This is a genomic window from Thioclava sp. ES.031 (genome assembly GCF_002563775.1).
Classification (GTDB): domain Bacteria; phylum Pseudomonadota; class Alphaproteobacteria; order Rhodobacterales; family Rhodobacteraceae; genus Thioclava.
Window position 1 is genome coordinate 1,979,276 of the sequence record NZ_PDJO01000001.1, and the last position, 20,204, is coordinate 1,999,479.

Annotated in this window: 16 protein-coding genes; 14 read left to right on the plus strand and 2 right to left on the minus strand. The window is 63.8% G+C overall.

Annotated elements, in window-relative coordinates; all coding sequences use genetic code 11:
- Positions 1–40: 40 nt before the first annotated feature.
- Genes glgA through AXZ77_RS09530 form a run of 3 tightly spaced genes read left to right on the plus strand, consistent with a single transcriptional unit; the run spans position 41 to position 5,099 of the window.
- A complete protein-coding gene (gene glgA, locus AXZ77_RS09520; RefSeq protein ID WP_098410967.1) occupies positions 41–1,462 on the plus strand; it encodes a glycogen synthase GlgA in 1,422 nt (473 codons plus the stop codon).
- Complete coding sequence (gene glgX / locus AXZ77_RS09525) at positions 1,459–3,477, plus strand: glycogen debranching protein GlgX (protein WP_098410968.1); 2,019 nt, start codon at positions 1,459–1,461, stop codon at positions 3,475–3,477. Before glgA ends, glgX begins: the two co-directional genes overlap by 4 nt.
- Complete coding sequence (locus AXZ77_RS09530; RefSeq protein ID WP_098410969.1) at positions 3,474–5,099, plus strand: alpha-D-glucose phosphate-specific phosphoglucomutase; 1,626 nt, start codon at positions 3,474–3,476, stop codon at positions 5,097–5,099. The genes glgX and AXZ77_RS09530 overlap by 4 nt, the downstream gene beginning before the upstream one ends.
- A gap of 122 nt (positions 5,100–5,221) precedes the next feature.
- On the opposite strand, the gene AXZ77_RS09535 is transcribed toward AXZ77_RS09530, so the two are convergent.
- A complete protein-coding gene (locus AXZ77_RS09535) occupies positions 5,222–6,193 on the minus strand; it encodes a quinone oxidoreductase (RefSeq protein WP_098410970.1) in 972 nt (323 codons plus the stop codon).
- A gap of 47 nt (positions 6,194–6,240) precedes the next feature.
- Positions 6,241–7,176 (minus strand): LysR family regulator CbbR, encoded by a 936-nt coding sequence (cbbR, locus tag AXZ77_RS09540; RefSeq protein WP_255266456.1) that lies wholly within the window; start codon positions 7,174–7,176, stop codon positions 6,241–6,243.
- A gap of 101 nt (positions 7,177–7,277) precedes the next feature.
- On the opposite strand from cbbR, the gene AXZ77_RS09545 reads away from it, so the two are divergent.
- From AXZ77_RS09545 to AXZ77_RS09595, 11 genes are all read left to right on the plus strand, one after another.
- On the plus strand, positions 7,278–8,273 hold the full coding sequence (locus AXZ77_RS09545; RefSeq protein WP_098410971.1) for a class 1 fructose-bisphosphatase: 996 nt from the start codon (positions 7,278–7,280) through the stop codon (positions 8,271–8,273).
- A 3-nt stretch (positions 8,274–8,276) separates the two neighbouring features.
- Positions 8,277–9,149: a phosphoribulokinase gene (locus AXZ77_RS09550; RefSeq protein ID WP_098410972.1), complete on the plus strand. Its 873-nt coding sequence runs from the start codon at positions 8,277–8,279 to the stop codon at positions 9,147–9,149.
- A 17-nt stretch (positions 9,150–9,166) separates the two neighbouring features.
- The gene (gene tkt, locus AXZ77_RS09555) at positions 9,167–11,140 is read left to right on the plus strand and encodes a transketolase (RefSeq protein WP_098412501.1); all 1,974 of its coding nucleotides are present in this window, start codon (positions 9,167–9,169) and stop codon (positions 11,138–11,140) included.
- Between the two features lie 13 nt (positions 11,141–11,153).
- Complete coding sequence (gene gap / locus AXZ77_RS09560) at positions 11,154–12,155, plus strand: type I glyceraldehyde-3-phosphate dehydrogenase (protein ID WP_098410973.1); 1,002 nt, start codon at positions 11,154–11,156, stop codon at positions 12,153–12,155.
- A gap of 58 nt (positions 12,156–12,213) precedes the next feature.
- On the plus strand, positions 12,214–13,293 hold the full coding sequence (gene fba / locus AXZ77_RS09565; protein ID WP_098410974.1) for a class II fructose-bisphosphate aldolase: 1,080 nt from the start codon (positions 12,214–12,216) through the stop codon (positions 13,291–13,293).
- A 70-nt stretch (positions 13,294–13,363) separates the two neighbouring features.
- Positions 13,364–14,797, plus strand: a complete 1,434-nt coding sequence (locus AXZ77_RS09570) for a form I ribulose bisphosphate carboxylase large subunit (protein WP_098410975.1) — start codon at positions 13,364–13,366, stop codon at positions 14,795–14,797.
- 41 nt (positions 14,798–14,838) lie between these two features.
- Positions 14,839–15,204 (plus strand): ribulose bisphosphate carboxylase small subunit, encoded by a 366-nt coding sequence (locus AXZ77_RS09575; RefSeq protein ID WP_078520682.1) that lies wholly within the window; start codon positions 14,839–14,841, stop codon positions 15,202–15,204.
- An 84-nt stretch (positions 15,205–15,288) separates the two neighbouring features.
- Positions 15,289–16,125, plus strand: coding sequence for a CbbQ/NirQ/NorQ/GpvN family protein (locus AXZ77_RS09580; protein ID WP_078550355.1), 837 nt, complete (start codon positions 15,289–15,291; stop codon positions 16,123–16,125).
- A 12-nt stretch (positions 16,126–16,137) separates the two neighbouring features.
- A complete protein-coding gene (locus AXZ77_RS09585; protein WP_098410976.1) occupies positions 16,138–18,465 on the plus strand; it encodes a nitric oxide reductase activation protein NorD in 2,328 nt (775 codons plus the stop codon).
- 15 nt (positions 18,466–18,480) lie between these two features.
- Complete coding sequence (gene rpe / locus AXZ77_RS09590) at positions 18,481–19,182, plus strand: ribulose-phosphate 3-epimerase (RefSeq protein WP_098410977.1); 702 nt, start codon at positions 18,481–18,483, stop codon at positions 19,180–19,182.
- Positions 19,183–19,294: 112 nt separating this feature from the next.
- Entirely contained in the window at positions 19,295–20,203 is a 909-nt protein-coding gene (locus tag AXZ77_RS09595; protein ID WP_098410978.1) for an MBL fold metallo-hydrolase, read from the plus strand.
- Position 20,204 lies beyond the last annotated feature (1 nt).

Consider the following 20,204-nt stretch of genomic DNA (forward strand, 5'->3'; position numbering starts at 1 on the left):
CGCTGCCCCGCACCCCGGGATATTTGGAAAGAGCGAAGATATGAAACGCGTTCTCTCGGTGGCCTCGGAAGCGGTCCCACTGATCAAGACGGGCGGCCTCGCGGATGTAGCGGGCGCTTTGCCGGCCGCGCTCAAAGGGCAGGGCTGGGAGATGCGGGTGATGATCCCGGCCTATCGCGGGATTCTGAAAAAGCTGAAATCGCCGAAACCGGTATGGGAAAGCGAGAGCCTCTATGGTGGCCCGGCGCGGCTGGTGCTGGGAAAGGCCGGCGACATGGAGGTGCTGGCGCTGCAGGCCGACCATCTGTTCGACCGGGACGGGGGCCCGTATTCGCAAGACGGGCGCGACTATCCCGACAATGCCGAACGCTTCGCCGCGCTGAGCTTCGTCGCCGCCGAGATCGCACGCGAGGGTGCGGGCAAATGGCAGCCCGATCTGGTGCATTGCCACGATTGGCAGACCGGGCTCGTGCCGTGGTATCTGCGCGGCACCGGCATCCCGACAGTGATGACGATCCACAACATCGCGTTTCAGGGCCGGTTCGGCCGCGACAAGCTGGCGGCGCTCGGGCTGCAGACCTGGGATTTCACCCGCGAGGGCGTGGAATTCTGGGGCGATATTTCGACGCTGAAAGCCGGGCTGGTCGCGGCGAGCGCGATCACCACCGTCAGCCCGCGCTATGCCGACGAGTTGATGCGGGGCGAGTTCGGCATGGGTTTGGAAGGTGTCATTCAGGCGCGTGCGGGCGATCTGCACGGAATTCTCAACGGGATCGATCTGGATGTCTGGAACCCCGAGACCGATCCGGAAGTGACGTCTTTCTCGGCGACGAAACCCGGCGGAAAATCGAAAAACCGCAAAGCCTTGGAGGCCGAATTTGATCTCGATGTGCCGGGACCGCTGGCGATCCTGATCTCGCGCCTGACGCCGCAGAAGGGCATCGACCTGATCGCTCCGGCGCTCGGCCCCTATCTCGAGGCGGGCGGCGGCCTTGCGGTGCTTGGATCGGGCGACGGCTGGGCGGAAGACGCGATGCGCGACCTTGCCGCGCGTCACCCCGGCCGGGTGGGCGTGAGGATCGGTTATGACGAGGCGCTGAGCCATCGAATGTATGCAGGCGGCGATGCGGTGCTGGTGCCCTCGCGCTTCGAGCCCTGCGGCCTGACCCAGCTCTACGGGCTGCGCTATGGGTGCCTGCCGGTGGTCTCCGCCGTGGGCGGCCTCGCCGATACGGTGGTGGGCGCGACGCCCGCAACCGAGGCCGCAGGCGCGTCGACCGGGATCGTCTTCCATCCTGTCGACGATCTCGCGCTGCGGCAGGCGCTGATGAAGCTGATCGTGCTTTACGGCGACGCTAAGGGTTGGGCCGCGATGCAGCGCCGGGCGATGAAGACCGACTGGGGCTGGGACGGATCGGCCGCACGCTACGCCGCGCTCTATGACGCGCTTCTCGCCCGATGAAGATCAGCCCCGGCAGAGCGGACCCGCTGGGCGCCACGCCCTGCGAAGACGGCGTGAACTTCGCGCTGGCCTCGGCCCATGCCGAGCGGGTGGAGCTGTGCCTGTTCACCAAATCTGGCGAGCAGCGGATCGACCTGCCGGGGCGCACCGGACCGACCTGGCACGGCTTCATCGCGGGGCTCGAGCCGGGCGCGCGCTATGGCTACCGGGTGCATGGGCCCTGGGCGCCCGAGGCGGGGCATCGGTTCAATCCGGCGAAGCTGCTGATCGACCCTTATGCACGCCAGATCGACTCGAAGATCACCTGGCAAGCCCCTATGCAATATGGGAAATCGAAGCCCGATCGGCGCAATAGCGCAGGCGTCACGCCGAAATCCGTCGTCGCCGAGATCGCGCGGCCCGAATGGGATCGGCCACAGCATAGCTGGTCGGAGACGGTGATCTACGAGGCCCATCCCAAGGGACTCACGATGACCCATCCGGATGTGCCCGAAGCCCTGCGCGGCACCTGGGCGGGGCTCGCCTCCGATCCGATCCTGTCGCATCTCACCGATCTCGGGATCACTGCGATCGAACTGCTGCCGAGCTGCGCCTATCTCGACGACCGCTTCCTCGTCGAGAAGGGCCTGAGCAATTACTGGGGCTATCAGCCGATCGCTAATTTCGCGCCGGAACCGCGCTATTCCGGTGCCGATCCGCGCGGCGAATTCCGCGAGATGGTGCGGCGCTTCCATGGCGCCGGGATCGAGGTGATCCTCGACGTCGTCTACAACCACACGGGCGAGGGCAACGCGATCGGGCCGATGCTGAGCCTGCGCGGGATCGACAATGCGAGCTATTACCGCCTGACGCCCGACGGCGCCTATATCGACGAGACCGGGACCGGCAATACGCTGGACCTGTCGAACCCGCTCTGTCTGCGGCTGGTGATGGATTGCCTGCGCCATTGGGTCGAGGAGATGGGTGTCGATGGTTTCCGCTTCGATCTGGCCGCGACGCTGGCGCGCGGCACGTCGGGTGCCGTCGAGGCGCATGCGCAGTTCCTCGCCGCGATTGAGCAGGATCCGGTGCTGCGAGGGGTGAATCTGATCGCCGAGCCTTGGGATATCGGCCCGGGCGGCTATTACCTCGGTGGCTTCCCGCATCCGTTCACCGAATGGAACGACCGCTTCCGCGACGATGCGCGCCGGTTCTGGCGCGGCGACCGGGGCATGGCGGGCGATCTGGCGCGGCGCGTGGCGGGCTCGGCGGAGATCTTCGACCAGATGGGACGGCCCGCGACGGCCTCGGTGAATTTCATCACCGCCCATGACGGCTTCACGCTGCAAGACCTTGTTTCCTATGGCGAAAAGCAGAACCTCGCGAATGGCGAGGAAAACAGAGATGGCCATGATGCGAATTTCTCGGAGGCGCTGGAGAGCGTCGAGGCGCAGGCCCTGCGCAAACGCGCGCTGCTTGCGACGCTGCTGATGAGCCAGGGCGTGCCGATGCTGCTGGCCGGTGACGAGATCGGCAATTCGCAGGGGGGCAATAACAACGCCTATGCGCAGGATAACGAGATCGGCTGGGTCGATTGGAGCGCGCCTGACGACACTTTAAAAACCTTCGTCAAGCATCTGATCCAGATAAAAAAAGATCACCGCGTCCTGCGACAAAACCGCTATCTGCACTCGCTGATCCGCAAGCAGGACGGAATGCGCGATCTGATCTGGCGGCTTGCCTCTGGCGAGGAACCTGAGCCGCATGACTGGAACGATCCCGAGCTGCGCTGCATCGGCGTCGAAATCCGCGGCGCTGCCGAAGGTCCGGCAGGCGAGGCCGGCAGCGAAGCCGTCTACGTGATCCTCAACGCAGGGCCCGAGCAGCACATCACATTGCCGCCCGGAAGATGGACACGCGCGCTCGATTCCGCCTTGCCCGTGCGGGAAGCGGAACAAATCGACGGCCCCGAGGCTTGCCTTGCCGCACAATCCGTTCAAGTCTTTACCCGCGCCACAGTGCAGGAGAAATCATGACCCGCCACGCGACCCAGCCCATCGACGGCCAGAAACCCGGCACCTCGGGGCTGCGCAAGAAAACCCGCGTTTTCATGCAGCCAAGCTACCTCGAGAATTTCGTGCAATCGACATTCGACGCGATCGGCGGCGTGCGCGGCAAGACCTTGGTTCTCGGCGGGGACGGACGGTATTTCGGACGCGAAGCGGCAAGCACGATCCTGAAAATGGCGGCCGCCAACGGGGCCGCGCGGGTGATCGTGGGGCAGGGTGCGTGGCTGTCCACGCCCGCCGCATCGAACCTGATCCGGCAGCGACAGGCGAATGGCGGGATCATCCTTTCTGCCAGCCACAATCCCGGCGGCTCGGACGAGGATTTCGGCGTCAAATACAACTCCGCGAACGGCGGACCTGCGCCGGAGTCGATCACCTCGACGATCCATAAGCGCACGCAGGAGATCCGTGAATATCATCTGCTCGATGCGGCAGATCCCGATCTGGACAGCCTTGGCGAGACGCCGCTGGGCGAGATGATCGTCGAAGTCGTCGACCCGGTGAGCGCCTATGCCGATCTGATGGAAACGATATTCGATTTCAACGTGTTGCGAGACGTCTTTAAGGCGGGTTTCCGGATGCGGATGGACTCGATGTGCGCCATCACCGGACCTTACGCGGTGGAGATTTTCGAGAACCGCCTCGGCGCCGCGGCAGGGACCGTCACGCATGGGACGCCGCTGCCGGATTTCGGCGGCATGCATCCCGATCCGAACCCGACCTGGGCCCATGAGCTGATGGACGAGATGATGAGCGAAAACGCCCCGGATTTCGGCGCGGCCTCGGATGGCGATGGCGACCGGAACATGATCCTGGGCGCGGGCACCTATGTCTCGCCGTCGGACAGCCTCGCGGTGCTGGCCGCGAACGCGCATCTCGTGCCGGGTTACAAGGACGGGCTGAAGGGCGTCGCGCGCTCGATGCCGACCTCGGCGGCGGCGGATCGGGTGGCCGAGGCGCTTGGCCTCGATTGCTACGAGACGCCGACGGGCTGGAAGTTCTTCGGCAACCTGATGGATGCGGGGCGCGTGTCGCTCTGTGGCGAGGAGAGCTTCGGCACGGGCTCCGACCATGTGCGCGAGAAGGACGGGCTCTGGGCGGTGCTGATGTGGCTCAACATCCTTGCCGTGCGCAAGATGTCGGTGGCCGAGATCATGGCCGATCATTTCGCGCGTTACGGCCGTAACTACTATTCGCGCCACGATTACGAGGCGCTGCCGACCGAGCAGGCAGAGGCGATGCTGGACGATCTCCGCGCTCGCCTTGGAGAGCTGAAAGGGACGCAGGTCGAAGGGCTTACGCTCGAAAGCTCAGACGAGTTTTCCTATACCGATCCGGTCGATGGCTCGGTCGCGGAAGGTCAGGGTTTCCGTATTCTGTTCGAGGGTGGCTCGCGTGTCGTGCTGCGTCTGTCGGGCACGGGCACCGAGGGCGCGACGCTGCGCGTGTATCTCGAGCGCTATGCGCCGGGACCGGATGGGCTGGACCATGATCCGCAAGAGGCGCTGGCACCGATCATCCGGGCGACGGAGGCGCTGGTGGGCATCCGCGAACGCACGGGGCGCGAGAAACCCGACGTCATCACCTGATCCCGTAGGCGGCAAATCCAGCCGCAAAACAAAGCCGGGGGGCTGAAATCGCCCCCCGTTTTCGCATCACGTTAATGCCGATAATCGGTATTATGTAAATTATGAGTGCGATTTCGCGCTCATTATGGGGTCAAAACCGTGCTCCCGACCGTTCTCCGGCCCTCCAGCGCCTCATGGGCTGCGGCGACATCCTCCAGAGAAAAGCTCTGCGGCACGTCGATCTTGATCTCGCCTTTCCCAATCATCTCAAAGAGTTCTGCGGCGGAGTTACGCAGCCACCCCGGCTGATCCGTGTGCTGGAACAAGGTCGGACGCGTCAGGAACAGCGAGTTGCGCGCCAGATCGTTGATCTTGAACTGATCCGCCGGTCCGGAGCTTTGCCCGAAGCACACCAGCGTACCGAACCGCTTGAGCACATCGAGCGACGTCATCACCGTATCCGCGCCCACCGAGTCATAGACCGCCGCGACGCCCGCGCCATCGGTGAGCCGTTTGACCTCTGCGCCGAAATCCTCCGACCGGTAATCGATCACCGCGTCATAGCCGTGCTCAAGCGCCCGCGCGCATTTCTCAGGCCCGCCAGCCGTGCCGATCGCACGAACGCCCTTGGCCTTCAGCCATTGACCCGCGATCGAGCCGACGCCACCGGCAGCCGCGTGGAAAAGCACAGTGTCGCCGGACTTTACGCGATATGAGTGATGGATCAGGTAATGCACGGTCAGACCTTTGAGCATCACCGCCGCTGCGACCTCATCGGAAATATCGTCCGGGATCGGCACGACGTTTTTCGCAGCCATCACCCGGTGGCTCGCATAAGCGCCATTGGGCTGTGTATAGGCCACGCGCTGTCCGACCTGTAGATCCACGCCATCGCCGACCGCCTCGATCACACCCGCCGCTTCGCCGCCGGTGATCAGATCGCTCTCCACCGGCCACGGATAAAGCCCCGTTCGGAAGTAAACATCGATGAAATTCAATCCTATAGCGGTATGTCTTAAAGTGACTTCGCCGGGGCCCGGTTTGGGAACCTCGATCTCGATCTTGTGGAACTGGTCGCGCCCACCGGGGCGCGCGATTGCCATCGCATAAGCCATGATATCCTCCCTGTTGCCGCGCAAAGGTACTGCGCGCGGCCCCGGCGTCAATCCGGGATCGGATGCGGCAGGAAAGCGCCGTTCATCTCGACGATCTCATCCCAGACGCGCAGCGCCAGTTCGCGCGGGCGTTCGCTCTCGCGGCGCACGAGGAACCAGTGGCGCATCAGCGGCAATCCCGGTGCCGGGATCAGCGCCAGGCGTCCGGTCTCCAGCTCGTCCGTCACCGTGTGCAGGCTAAGAAACGCGATGCCGAGACCCGCCATCACCGCCTGCTTGATCGTCTCGTTGCTGTCCATCTCCAGCGTGTCATAGAGCCGCCCGTCGCCGACACGGTCGAGCCAGCGCGACATCAGGATACGCGTCCCCGACCCTTCCTCGCGCGAGATGAAGGTCTCGCCGAAAAGCTGCTCCAGATCATCGGCCTTGGCGATCAGCGGATGGCCCAGCGGTGCGACCAGCGCATGCGGGTGCTGGCCGATCGGTTCGGCCACAACGGGCGGATGGCGCGGCGGGCGGCCCATCACGGCGATGTCGAAACTGCCGCGCTCGATCCCCTCGATGATGGCCGAGCGGTTACCCACGCGCAGCGCGACCTCGATCTCGGGATGGGCGTCTTGCAGCATCTTCACCAGCCGCGGCGCGAAATATTTGCCGGTCGAGACGACGCCGAGCGTGATCCGACCCACCTGCCCGCGCGCAATGGCGCTCAGCGTCGCCTCGGCCTGCGACAAGTTGTCCTCGATCCGCAGCGCGGTTTCGCGCAGCGCCTTGCCGGCCTCGGTCAGCTCGGATCCCGCACCGTCGACGGCGCGCTGGATCAGCTTCATCCCGATCGCATCCTCCAACCCCTTGATCTGCGTATGAATCGCAGGCGTCGTGAGGTTCAGGCTCTCCCCGGCAGCGGTCAGCGACCCGCCCCGCGCCACCGCATCAAGCGCGCGCAATTGCTTTAGCGTTACAGCGTTCATCCGCATCGGCATTCAATTTCCTTTAACGCACATTCCCTTTATTTAAATTTCATAAAATTACGATCCGGGCAATGGTCTGGCTCACAAGAACATCGACTTTGGAGGAGGAGAAGATGTCCGTGAGTTTCGACGGCCTCGGTATTTCTGCCGATCTTGCCGACACCATGACCCGCCTGACCAGCGTCGGCGCCCAGCTTGCCCGCATGATTGCGCGCAACGGGCTTGAGGGAAATCTGGCGGAAGCCGCAGGCACCAACGCCGGTGGCGACGGGCAGAAAGCGCTCGACGTGATCGCGGATGAGGCCTTCATGGATGCGCTGCGCGGTGGTGCGGTTCGCCATTACGCCTCGGAAGAACAAGACGAGGTGGTCGATTTCGGCGAGGGCACGCTCGCGCTTGCCATCGATCCGCTCGACGGATCCTCGAATATCGACGTGAATGTCTCGATCGGCACGATCTTCTCGATCTTCGAGGCCGCCGACGACATGGATGCCAGCTTCCTGCGCCCGGCCAATGAGCAGATCGCGGGCGGCTACATCATCTTCGGGCCGCAGACCGCACTGGTCGTGACCTTCGGCAAAGGTGTGCAGCAATGGGTACTCGAGCCCGGCAGCGACATCTGGCGCCGCGTGGCCGATCCGAAGCCCCTGCCCTCCGAGACCTCGGAATACGCGATCAACGCGTCGAACTATCGCCACTGGCCGCAGCCGATCCGCGCCTTCATCGACGATCTCGTCGCCGGTGCCGAAGGTCCGCGCGGGCGCAATTTCAACATGCGCTGGATCGCCTCTCTGGTGGCCGAAACCCATCGCATCATCTCGCGCGGCGGCGTCTTCCTCTATCCGGGCGACGACCGCGACGGCTACGAGCGCGGCCGTCTGCGCCACATCTACGAATGCGCGCCGATCGCGATGCTGATCGAGCAGCTCGGCGGCGAGGCCACCGACGGCGCCGATCCCATCATGTCCGCGACGCCCGACCGGCTGCATGCCCGCACGCCCTTCGTATTCGGCTCGGCCAGCAAGGTCGCCCGCGTCGCCGCCTATCACGACTTGCCGCAGGATGAAGCCCACGCGCTCTTCAACACCCGCGGCCTCTTCCGGAGCTAATCCATGTCCAAGAAACACCCCATCATTTCCGTCGTCGGTTCCTCCGGTGCAGGCACCTCGACGGTGAAATCGACCTTCGATCAGATCTTCCGTCGCGAAGGGATTTCCGCAGTCTCGATCGAGGGGGACGCCTTCCACCGCTACAACCGCGCCGACATGAAGGAAGAGCTGCAAAAGCGCTATGACGCGGGCGATCAGGGCTTTTCCCACTTCTCCTATGAAGCCAATGAACTCAAGGAGTTGGATCGCGTCTTTCGCGAATATGGCGAGACCGGCAAGGGCAAGACCCGCCATTACGTCCATGACGATGCCGAGGCAGAGAAATGGGGCACGCCGCCCGGTCACTTCACCGAGTGGAGCGATTTCGAGGACGAGTCCGACCTGCTTTTCTACGAGGGCCTGCACGGCTGCGTCGTTAATGACGAGGTGAACCTCTCGGCGCTGGCGGATCTGAAGATCGGCGTGGTTCCGGTGATCAACCTCGAATGGATTCAGAAAATCCATCGCGACCGCGCCTCGCGGGGCTACACGACGGAAGCGGTCACCGACGTGATCCTGCGCCGCATGCATTCCTATGTGAACTGCATCACGCCGCAATTTACCGAAACGGATATCAACTTCCAGCGCGTGCCAGTCGTCGACACCTCGAACCCGTTCGTGGCGCGCTGGATCCCGACGGCGGATGAAAGCCTCGTGGTGATCCGCTTCAAGAACCCGCGCGGCATCGATTTCCCCTATCTCACCTCGATGATCAACGGCTCCTGGATGAGCCGCGCCAACTCGATCGTCATTCCCGGCAACCGTCAGGATCTGGCCATGCAGCTGATCCTCACCCCCCTCATCGAGCGCATCGTGCGTGAATCGAAGCGGGCTTGAGAAGGATGAACAAGGTGATGAAAGACATTCAGATCACTCAAGAAACGCGCATGGCGAATGCGATCCGTGCGCTTGCGATGGACGCGGTGCAAAAGGCCAATTCGGGCCATCCCGGAATGCCGATGGGCATGGCGGATGTGGCGACCGTTCTGTTCAACCGCTTCATGAATATCGATCCCACCGCGCCGAAATGGGCCGACCGCGATCGCTTCGTTCTGTCGGCGGGCCATGGCTCGATGCTGATCTACGCGATCAACCATCTGCTGGGCTATGAAGACATGGGCATGGACCAGATCAAGGCGTTCCGCCAGCTGGGTTCGCGCACCGCTGGCCACCCGGAATACGGCCATGCCGAGGGGATCGAAGTGACCACCGGGCCGCTCGGTCAAGGTATCGCGACCGCCGTGGGCATGGCGATTGCCGAGAAGATGAAGAACGCGCGTTATGGCGCTGATCTGGTGGATCATTTCACCTATGTCATCGCAGGCGACGGCTGCCTGATGGAAGGGATCAGCCACGAGGCGATCGACCTCGCGGGGCATCTCGAGCTCGGCAAGCTGATCGTGATGTGGGACGACAATTCGATCACCATCGACGGTGACACGGATCTGTCCACCTCGATGGATCAGAAGGCGCGTTTCGCCGCCGCTGGCTGGCACGTGCTTGAATGCGACGGCCATACGCCGACCGAGATCGCCGACGCGATCGAGGCTGCGCGTCAGGACCCGCGCCCCTCGATGATCGCCTGCCGCACCATCATCGGCTTTGGCGCACCGAACAAGCAAGGCGGCCACGATGTCCACGGCGCACCGCTCGGCGACGAGGAAATCGTCGCCGCGCGCAAGCAGCTGCATTGGGATCACCCGCCCTTCGAAATCCCTGCGGCGATTTACGACGAATGGGGCCGGATCGCGTCGCGAGGCGCGCGTGCGCGGGCGGAGTGGGAACAGCGGTTGAATACCGCAACCGCCCGCGCCGAATTCCTCGCTGCCGAAGAAGCCGACACCAGCCCTCTGACCGCTGCGATCGCCGCCTACAAGCGCAAGCTGTCGGAAGATAAGCCCAAGGTCGCGACCCGCAAGGCGAGCCAGATGGCGCTGGAAGTGGTCAACGCCACCCTGCCCTTCACCGTGGGCGGCTCGGCCGATCTGACCGGCTCGAACCTCACGAAATCCTCGGGCATGAAATCGATCACGCCCACGGATTTCACCGGCGATTACATCCATTACGGCATTCGCGAGCACGGCATGGCCGCCGCGATGAACGGGATCGTGCTCCATGGCGGGCTGCGGCCCTATGGCGGTACCTTCATGGCCTTCGCCGATTACTGCCGCCCCGCTATTCGTTTGTCGGCGCTGATGGGTGTGCCGACCTGCTATGTCATGACCCATGACTCGATCGGCCTCGGCGAGGACGGTCCCACCCATCAGCCGGTAGAGCATCTGGCCTCGCTCCGGACCATTCCTAACTTGCTCATCCTCCGTCCGGCTGATGCGGTGGAGACCGCCGAGGCCTGGGAAATCGCCATGACCTCGACGGCCACGCCGACGATGATCGTGGCCTCGCGTCAGGGTCTGCCGACGGTTCGCACCGAACACACGGACGAGAACCTCACCGCCCGCGGCGCCTATCTGCTGCGTGCCCCCGAGGCCCGCGACGTGACGCTGATCGCCACCGGGTCCGAGGTCGAGATCGCGATGGCGGCAGCCGACCAGCTGGCCGAGCAAGGGATCAAGGCGGCGGTCGTCTCCGCGCCGTGTTTCGAGCTCTTCGAGAAACAGGACGCGGCCTATCGCGCCGAGGTTCTGGGCGACGCCCCGCGCGTCGGCTGCGAAGCGGCGATCCGTCAGGGCTGGGATCTCTTCCTGCGCCCCGAGGACCGCTTCGTGGGCATGACCGGTTTCGGGGCCTCGGCCCCTGCCCCGGCGCTCTACAAACACTTCAACATCACGTCCGAAGCGATTGTTTCGGATGCAAAAGAACTGATCTGAGGGACTAACGAGAATGACGGTTAAAGTTGCCATCAACGGGTTTGGACGTATCGGCCGCAACGTGCTGCGCGGGATCATTGAATCGGGTCGCACCGATATCGAGGTGATCGCGATCAACGATCTGGGCCCGGTCGAAACCAACGCCCATCTGCTGCAATTCGACAGCGTCCACGGCCGCTTCCCGCAGGAAGTCACCACCGGCGAGGACTGGATCGACGCGGGCCGCGGCAAGATCAAGGTCACCGCGATCCGCGATCCCAAGGAGCTGCCCTGGGGCGACGTGGACATCGCGATGGAATGCACGGGTATCTTCACCGCGCGGGAAAAAGCGGCCTTCCACCTCGAGAACGGCTCGAAGCGCGTGCTGGTCTCGGCCCCCGCCGCGGGTGCCGACAAGACCATCGTCTTCGGCGTCAACGACGGCGCGCTGACCAAGGACGATCTGGTCGTCTCGAACGCGTCCTGCACCACGAACTGCCTCTCGCCGGTCGCCAAGGCGCTCAACGACGCGATCGGCATCTCGAAAGGCTTCATGACGACGATCCACAGCTATACCGGCGACCAGCCGACGCTCGATACGATGCATTCCGACATGTATCGCGCCCGCGCCGCCGCGCTGTCGATGATCCCGACCTCAACCGGCGCTGCGAAAGCCGTGGGTCTGGTGCTGCCGGAGCTTAACGGCAAGCTCGACGGTGTCGCGATCCGCGTGCCGACGCCGAATGTCTCGGTCGTCGATCTCGTCTTCGAGACCGCGAAAGATACCACCGTCGAAGAGGTCAACGCGGCGATCCGCAAGGCGGCCGACGGCCCGATGAAGGGCATCCTCGGCTACACCGACAAACCCAATGTTTCCAGCGACTTCAATCACGATCCTCACTCGTCGGTCTTCCACATGGATCAGACCAAAGTGATGGACGGTCGGATGGTCCGCATCCTCAGCTGGTACGACAACGAATGGGGCTTCTCCAACCGCATGGCGGACACCGCCGTCGCGATGGGAAAGCTCCTCTAACCGCGGTTCGAACCGTTAGGCCCGCAACCTAAGGCGCACAACGCAAGGAAAGACTGATATGGCATTGATTACGCTCAGACAATTGCTCGATCACGCCGCGGAATACGGCTACGGCGTGCCGGCGTTCAACATCAACAACATGGAACAGGGTATCGCCATCATGAAGGCGGCGGCGAAATGCGACGCCCCCGTCATCATGCAGGCCTCGCGCGGCGCGCGCAGCTATGCCGGCGACATCATGCTGCGCCACATGATCCAGGCGCTGTCGGAGATGTATCCCGATATCCCGCTGTGCATGCATCAGGACCACGGCAATAACGAAGCCACCTGCCTCACCGCGATCCGCCACGGCTTCACCTCCGTGATGATGGACGGCTCGCTGAAGGAAGACATGAAGACCCCTGCCGATTGGGACTACAACGTCGCGATCACCAAGCGCGTGGCCGATATGGCCCATTGGGTCGGCGCTTCGGTCGAGGGCGAGCTGGGCGTGCTCGGCAATCTCGAAACCGGCGAAGCGGCGGAGGAAGACGGCTCGGGCGCGGTTGGCAAACTCAGCCATGACCAGCTGCTGACCGATCCCGACGAGGCGCTCGATTTCGTCAAGCTGACCAAGGTCGACGCGCTGGCGATCGCCTGCGGCACCAGCCACGGCGCCTACAAGTTCTCGCGCAAGCCTACGGGCGACATTCTCGCGATCAGCCAGATCGAGAAGATCCATGCAAAGATCCCGAACGTCCATCTCGTGATGCACGGCTCGTCCAGCGTTCCGCAATATCTGCAGGACCTGATCAACGAGTCCGGCGGCGAGATGCCCCAGACCTACGGCGTCCCGGTCGAAGAGATCGAGCGCGGCATCAAGTCGGGCGTGCGCAAAGTGAATATCGACACCGACAACCGCATGGCGCTGACGGCGCAGTTCCGCAAGGTCGCGCAAGACAAGCCGACCGAGTTCGATCCGCGCAAATTCATGATCCCCGCGATGGAAGAGATGGAGAAGCTCTGCCTCGACCGGTTCCAGCGCTTCGGCACCGCCGGGAATGCCAGCAAGATCAAGGTGATCGACCTCGACGACATGGCCAAGCGCTATGCGGATGGGTCGCTCGACCCCGTGATTTCCTCGGCGAAAGCCGCCTGACACAAGCGCGATCCCGGCGCGCCAGAGCCGGGGCCGCAGATATCGGATTTAGGGAGACAAGGAGACCCCGATGAACGAGCAAAGCAATCCCGGCAAGTACAGCGCCGGCGTCAAGGAATACCGCGAAACCTACTGGGAGCCGAACTACACCCCCAAGGAGAGCGACGTCCTCGCCGTCTTCAAGATCACGCCGCAGGCCGGCGTCCCGCGTGAGGAAGCCGCAGCCGCCGTCGCCGCGGAATCCTCGACCGGCACCTGGACCACCGTCTGGACCGATCTTCTGACCGATCTCGACTATTACAAGGGTCGTGCCTATGCGATCGAGGACGTGCCGGGCGACGACGAGAGCTACTACGCTTTCATCGCCTACCCGATGGGCCTGTTCGAAGAGGGCTCGGTCGTCAACGTCTTCACCTCGCTCGTGGGCAATGTGTTCGGCTTCAAGGCCGTCCGTGCGCTGCGTCTCGAAGACGTGCGCTTCCCGCTGTGGTTCGTGACCACCTGCGACGGCCCGCCCCACGGCATCCAGGTCGAGCGCGACAAGCTCGACAAATACGGTCGCCCCTTCCTCGGCTGCACGATCAAGCCGAAGCTGGGTCTCTCGGCCAAGAACTACGGCCGGGCCGTCTATGAGGCGCTGCGTGGCGGCCTCGACTTCACCAAGGATGACGAGAACATCAACTCGCAGCCCTTCATGCGCTGGCGTGACCGTTTCGAGTTCTGTCAGGAAGCGATCGACAAGGCCGAGCGCGAGACTGGCGAGCGCAAGGGCCACTACCTGAACGTCACCGCGCCGAACATCGAAGAGATGTATAAGCGCGCCGAGTTCGCCAAGGAGATCGGCTCGCCGATCATCATGTCGGATTACCTGACGATGGGCTGGGCCGCGCAGGCCTCGCTGAGCCGCTGGTGCCGCGACAACGGCATGCTGCTGCACGTGCACCGCGCGATGCATGGCGTGATCGACCGCCACCCCAAGCACGGCATCAACTTCCGCGTTCTCGCGAAGATGCTGCGCCTTCTGGGCGGCGACCACCTGCACTCGGGCACCGTCGTCGGCAAGCTCGAAGGCGACCGCGAGGCGACGCTGGGCTGGATCGACCTGATGCGCGACAAATACGTCAAGGAAGACCGCTCGCGCGGCATCTTCTTCGATCAGGACTGGGGTCAGATGCCGGGCGTGCTCCCGGTGGCTTCGGGCGGCATCCACGTGTGGCACATGCCCGCGCTGGTCAACATCTTCGGCGATGACAGCTGCCTTCAGTTCGGCGGCGGCACGCTGGGCCACCCCTGGGGCAATGCCGCGGGCGCTGCGGCCAACCGCGTCGCGGTCGAGGCCTGCGTCAAGGCACGCAACGAGGGCCGCGATCTCGAGAAGGAGTCGAAAGACATCATGACCTCGGCCGCCAAGCACTCGCCCGAACTCAAGATCGCCATGGAGACGTGGAAAGAGATCAAGTTCGAGTTCGACACCGTGGACAAGCTGGACGTGGCGCACCGCTAAGGCGCGCCCCTCCCACCAACGCCTGAGAAAGGACTGACACCATGAGTGAAATGCAAGATTACGGCTCGCGTATTTCGGACCCGAACAGCCGCAAGATGGGCACCTTCTCCTATCTGCCCCAGCTCAACGACGACGAGCTGCGCAAGCAGGTGGAATACATCGTCTCGAAGGGCTGGAACCCGGCCATCGAGCATACCGAGCCCGAGAATATGCGGTCGAACTTCTGGTATATGTGGAAGCTGCCGATGTTCGGGGAAACCGATGTCGATGCGATCTTCCGCGAGATCGAGATGTGCAAGAAGGCGAACCCGGGCAACCATGTCCGCCTCGTGGGCTACGACAACTTCAAGCAGACGCAGGGCACCTCGATGGTGGTGCACCGCGCCGACATGTCGGCCTCTGCCTGATCTGACACGAGGGGCGGGCTGCCGATCGCGGCGGCCCGCCCTGCCCCATTTTTCCGGATTTTCCAGCGCGACGGAGAGCCACCCATGAGCGATATCGACCCAGACCAGTTCCGTGTGAAGACCGAGCCCTATTACCGGCCCGTCGGCAACGAGATCGAGCAATATGCCGCCGCCTATGACGTGCGGATGCCGGTGATGCTCAAGGGCCCCACGGGCTGCGGCAAGTCGCGTTTCGTCGAATATATGGCGTGGAAATTGCAGCGCCCGCTGATCACCGTGGCGTGCAACGAGGACATGACCGCGTCCGACCTGATCGGGCGGTTCCTGTTGGATATCAACGGCACCAAGTGGCAGGACGGCCCGCTGACCGTCGCCGCGCGGATCGGCGCGATCTGCTATCTCGACGAGGTCGTCGAGGCCCGACAGGACACCACCGTCGTCATTCACCCGCTGACCGACCACCGCCGCCAGCTGCCGCTGGAAAAGAAGGGCGAGCTGGTCGACGCGCATCCCGATTTTCAGGTCGTGATCTCGTATAACCCCGGCTACCAGTCGATGATGAAGGACCTCAAGCAATCGACCAAGCAGCGCTTCGGCGCGATGAGCTTCGACTACCCGCAGGCCGCGACCGAGGCTGAGATCGTGAGCCACGAGGCCGGGATCGACCTGAAGACCGCCGAACGCCTCGTGCAGGTGGCCGAACGCTCGCGCAACCTCAAGGGCCACGGGCTCGATGAGGGCATGTCGACGCGCCTTCTGGTCTATGCGGGCCAGCTGATCTCGCAGGACATCCCCGCGCCCGCTGCCTGCCAGATGGCGCTGGTGGAGCCGCTGACCGATGACGCGGATATGCGCGACACGTTGCAGGCGGCCGTCCAGACCTTCTTCCCCGAGATCACCGACAGTTCGAAGGTGGCGTAAGGAGCGCGTCCGATGAAGGTCGATCTCGACGATTACGCCGCCGATCTGATCAAATCCGCGCCGGAGCTGGAGGAGACCCTCGACGGGCTTTTCCACGAGGCGGCGCGGATGATGTCGCCTGCCGGTCTGAAGGACTACATGGATGGCGCGAAGGCCATGACCTCGCTCGGCAAGGGGCCGCGCCTGCTGATCTCCTATCTCGACGAGATGCCGCAGGTCGCCAAGGAATGCGGCGAGGACGTGATCCGCGATGTCGTGGGCGCGGTGCTGAAGCTGGCCTCGATGGTCTCGGGCGAGATCCTGGTGCTGATGCTCGACACGCTGCCCGGCGCCGCCAACCGCTTCGGCGACCCGGAACTGCTGCGCGGCTATCTGGCGCTGCTGCACCGGCTGGCGGCCCGCGCGCCGCGCGGTCTGCGCCCGATGTTCGGCGTGCTCGAAGAACTGCTGAGCAAACTCACCCTCTCGGGCCTGCGCCGCTGGGTGGATTTCGGGGCCGAAGCCTATCGCCGCGACCTGCCGAAACAGGCGGATTACTTCGGGCTGGTGAGCGAGGACAGCCGCGCGGTGCTCAAACAGGAACGCCGCGGCACGCTCTTCATCGACAGCCAGCGCCGCTTGAACTTCTACCTCCGCGCCTTCTGGGCCCGCGACTTCTTCCTGCGTCCCTCTGCCGCCGACTTCGAGGGGTTCCGCCCCTTCATCGAGGACGGCGCGCTGCATCTGCCCGATGCGGTGGACGGGATCAACGGCGCCTCCGGCCTCGATCTCTACCGCGCGATGTGCGCCCATATGGCGGCCCATATCGTCTATTCAGATCACGGGCTGGGGCAGGAAGCGCTCAACCCTGCGCAGATTTTCCTGATCGGCATGATCGAGGATGCCCGCGTCGAATATTGCGCGACGCAGGCTTTTCCGGGGCTGCGCGCGATGTTCGACCGGCTGATGCCGGACACGCCTCAAGGGCAATACGAACACGAGACGATGTATCTGCTGGAGAAGGTGGCCCGCGCGTTCAACACGCCCGGCACCCGCACCGGCGATCTGGAAATCGACAATCTCGTCGAGACTTTCCACGGCGAGATCGCGGGCAATGCACGCGAGACCATGTTCTCCTGGTCGCTTGGGGTCGAGCTGTTCAACCTGCTGGCGCAGCGCCGCGCGGTGCCGTCCCTGCGCATTCTCGAATCCCTGAAAATTCCGTATCGCGACGACAACCGCTTCATCTGGTCGCTCTCGGATTACGACTGGTCGAACCAGAACGCCTACCAACCCGCGCAGGGTCAGGTGCGCAAGCGCGTGGGCCTGATGGAATTCGTCAACGAGGTCGATGTCGAGACCGCGGGCGACGATGCGCAGGAGGTCTGGGTGCTGTCGTCAGAGCTGTTCCCCTACGAGGATGAGGGCGTCAGCTATAACGAGATGGAGGGCAAAGCCCCGATCTCGGATCCGTTTCATTACGGCGAGTGGGATTACAAGGTGCAGCTGATGCGCCCCTCCTGGTCGACCGTCTATGAACACCGCCCGCCGATGGGTGACCCGGACGAGATCGACACGATCCTGACCGCCCATCGCGGCATCCGTCACCGGATCAAGCAGATTGTGGACCGGCTGCGCCCGCAGGGCATCTCGCGCCAGCGGCGGCTGGAGGATGGCGACGAGCTGGATATCAACGCCGCCGTCGATGCGATGGTGATGCAGCGGATCGGGATGCAGCCCGACATGCGGATCACCATGCGCAACGTCATCAACCGGCGCGATCTGGCGGTCTGTATCCTTCTCGACCTGTCGGAAAGCACGAACGAGACCGTGCGCGGCTCGGACAAGACCGTGCTGGAGCTGACGCGCGAGGCCTCGGCGCTCGTGGCCTCGGCGATCTCGGGCATCGGCGACCCGTTCGCGATCCACGGCTTTTCCTCGGATGGCCGCCACGACGTGCAATATCAGCGCTTCAAGGATTTCGAGCAGAAGCTCGATTCCGAGGTCAAAGGCCGCCTCGCGGGCATGAAAGGCGGGCTCTCGACCCGGATGGGGGCCGCGATGCGCCATGCCGCGCATCACCTGAGCCTGCGCCCCGAGGCGCATAAGCTGCTGCTGATCGTCACCGATGGCGAACCGGCCGATATCGACGAGCGCGACCCGCAATATCTGCGCATGGATGCCAAGAAGGCGGTTGCGGAACTCCAGCAGATCGGCATTAACAGCTATTGTCTGACGCTGGACCCCGAGGCCGACGCCTATGTGTCGCGCATTTTCGGGGCCAACAACTTCACCGTGATCGATCAGGTCGAGCGCCTGCCCGAGAAACTGCCGACCCTGTTCGCGCAACTGACGAAATGATCCCCGGAGGACCCCATGAGCTTTGACCGTTCCATCAAGATCGCGCCGTCGATCCTGTCGGCCGATTTCGCCAATTTCGGCGCCGAGATCCGCGCCATCGAAGATCAGGGGGCCGATTGGGTCCATATCGACGTGATGGACGGGCATTTCGTACCGAACCTCACCTTCGGCCCGCCCGCCGTGAAAGCGTTCCGCCCGCATGTGAAGACCTTCATGGACGTCCACCTGATGATCGCGCCGGTCGATCCCTACATCGAAGCCTATGCCGAAGCGGGCGCCGACATGATCGTCGCGCATTGGGAGGCCGGTCCGCACCCGCATCGCACGCTGCAGGCGATCAAGGCGCAGGGCGTGAAATGCGGCATCTCGCTAAACCCCGGCACGCCCGCCAACGTGATCTCGGAACTGCTCGACCTCGTCGATATGGTTCTCGTGATGAGCGTGAACCCCGGCTTCGGCGGCCAGAAATTCATCCCCTCCAGCATCAACAAGGTGCGCCAAGTGCGCGAAATGATTGGCGATCGGGACATCCACATTCAGGTGGATGGCGGCGTCGATCCGACCACGGTCGGCCCGCTGGTCGAGGCCGGTGCGGATTGCTTCGTGGCAGGCTCGGCCGTCTTCAAGGGCGGTTCGGTCGACAAACCCGAGGTCTATGGCGCGAATATGCGCGCGATCCGCGAGGCGGCACAGGGCGCACTCAAAGCGGCGCAATGACGGCCGGATCGGCGCAGGGCGGCGCGGTCGCAAAACCGTGATCTGACCGCTTGCCCTGCGGCGACCTCTCAGTCATATTCGTGGAATTGAATACCAGTAAGGGAGGACTGGCATGACTTTCACGCGACGCACCATTCTGCGCGGAGGGCTGGCGATGGGCGCCATGACCGCCCTTCCCCGGCTCAGCTTCGCCGCCCAGACCCTCGAGATGGGGTCGGCACGGCTCGACACGCTGTCCGATGGCAATCTCGTCCTGCCGCTCAGCTTCGTGAGCGACAACCCCGACGCCAAGCCGATCCTCGAGAGCTACGGCATCACCGGCGACTCGGTCGAGCCGCCCTGCAACGTCACGCTCTATCGCGACGGCACCAATACGGTGCTGTTCGATGTGGGCTCGGGCAATGACTTCATGCCGACCGCGGGCAAGCTGATGGAGGCGATGGATGCGCTGGAGGTCGCGCCCGATGACGTGACCCATATCGTCTTCACCCACGGCCACCCCGATCACCTCTGGGGCGTGCTCGACGATTTCGACGATCCGCTGTTCTACAATGCGCAGCACATGATGGGCAAAGCCGAGTTCGAATACTGGCGCAATCCCGAGACGCTCGACACGATCGACGACGGTCGCAAGACCTTCGCGGCGGGCGCGCTGCGGCGCCTCGAAATCCTTGAAGATCAGATCGCAACCTTCGGAGATGGCGAGGAAATCCTGCCCGGCATCATGGCGCAGATGACCCCCGGCCATACGCCCGGTCACATGTCCTTCCACGTCAAGAATGGCAACACGCAGGCCTTCATCATCGGCGATGCGATCGTGAACCACTACCTCGCCTTCGCGGCGCCGGGCATGGAGGCGGGCTCCGATCAGAACCCGGAGCTGGGTGCAACGACGCGCGTGGCGCTGCTGGATCAGCTCGCGACCGACAATCTGCCGATCATCGGCTATCACCTGCCCGAAGGCGGTCTGGGCCGGGTCGAGCGCGACGGCGACGCCTATCGTTACGTCGCGGAGGTCTGAG

What these genes read in the sequence shown, in the direction of transcription:
- glgA (WP_098410967.1), top strand. Translation starts at nt 41, where the DNA reads ATGAAACGCGTTCTCTCGGTGGCCTCGGAAGCGGTCCCACTGATCAAG.
- glgX (WP_098410968.1), top strand. Translation starts at nt 1,459, where the DNA reads ATGAAGATCAGCCCCGGCAGAGCGGACCCGCTGGGCGCCACGCCCTGC.
- AXZ77_RS09530 (WP_098410969.1), top strand. Translation starts at nt 3,474, where the DNA reads ATGACCCGCCACGCGACCCAGCCCATCGACGGCCAGAAACCCGGCACC.
- AXZ77_RS09535 (WP_098410970.1), bottom strand. Translation starts at nt 6,193, where the DNA reads ATGGCTTATGCGATGGCAATCGCGCGCCCCGGTGGGCGCGACCAGTTC.
- cbbR (WP_255266456.1), bottom strand. Translation starts at nt 7,176, where the DNA reads ATGCCGATGCGGATGAACGCTGTAACGCTAAAGCAATTGCGCGCGCTT.
- AXZ77_RS09545 (WP_098410971.1), top strand. Translation starts at nt 7,278, where the DNA reads ATGTCCGTGAGTTTCGACGGCCTCGGTATTTCTGCCGATCTTGCCGAC.
- AXZ77_RS09550 (WP_098410972.1), top strand. Translation starts at nt 8,277, where the DNA reads ATGTCCAAGAAACACCCCATCATTTCCGTCGTCGGTTCCTCCGGTGCA.
- tkt (WP_098412501.1), top strand. Translation starts at nt 9,167, where the DNA reads ATGAAAGACATTCAGATCACTCAAGAAACGCGCATGGCGAATGCGATC.
- gap (WP_098410973.1), top strand. Translation starts at nt 11,154, where the DNA reads ATGACGGTTAAAGTTGCCATCAACGGGTTTGGACGTATCGGCCGCAAC.
- fba (WP_098410974.1), top strand. Translation starts at nt 12,214, where the DNA reads ATGGCATTGATTACGCTCAGACAATTGCTCGATCACGCCGCGGAATAC.
- AXZ77_RS09570 (WP_098410975.1), top strand. Translation starts at nt 13,364, where the DNA reads ATGAACGAGCAAAGCAATCCCGGCAAGTACAGCGCCGGCGTCAAGGAA.
- AXZ77_RS09575 (WP_078520682.1), top strand. Translation starts at nt 14,839, where the DNA reads ATGAGTGAAATGCAAGATTACGGCTCGCGTATTTCGGACCCGAACAGC.
- AXZ77_RS09580 (WP_078550355.1), top strand. Translation starts at nt 15,289, where the DNA reads ATGAGCGATATCGACCCAGACCAGTTCCGTGTGAAGACCGAGCCCTAT.
- AXZ77_RS09585 (WP_098410976.1), top strand. Translation starts at nt 16,138, where the DNA reads ATGAAGGTCGATCTCGACGATTACGCCGCCGATCTGATCAAATCCGCG.
- rpe (WP_098410977.1), top strand. Translation starts at nt 18,481, where the DNA reads ATGAGCTTTGACCGTTCCATCAAGATCGCGCCGTCGATCCTGTCGGCC.
- AXZ77_RS09595 (WP_098410978.1), top strand. Translation starts at nt 19,295, where the DNA reads ATGACTTTCACGCGACGCACCATTCTGCGCGGAGGGCTGGCGATGGGC.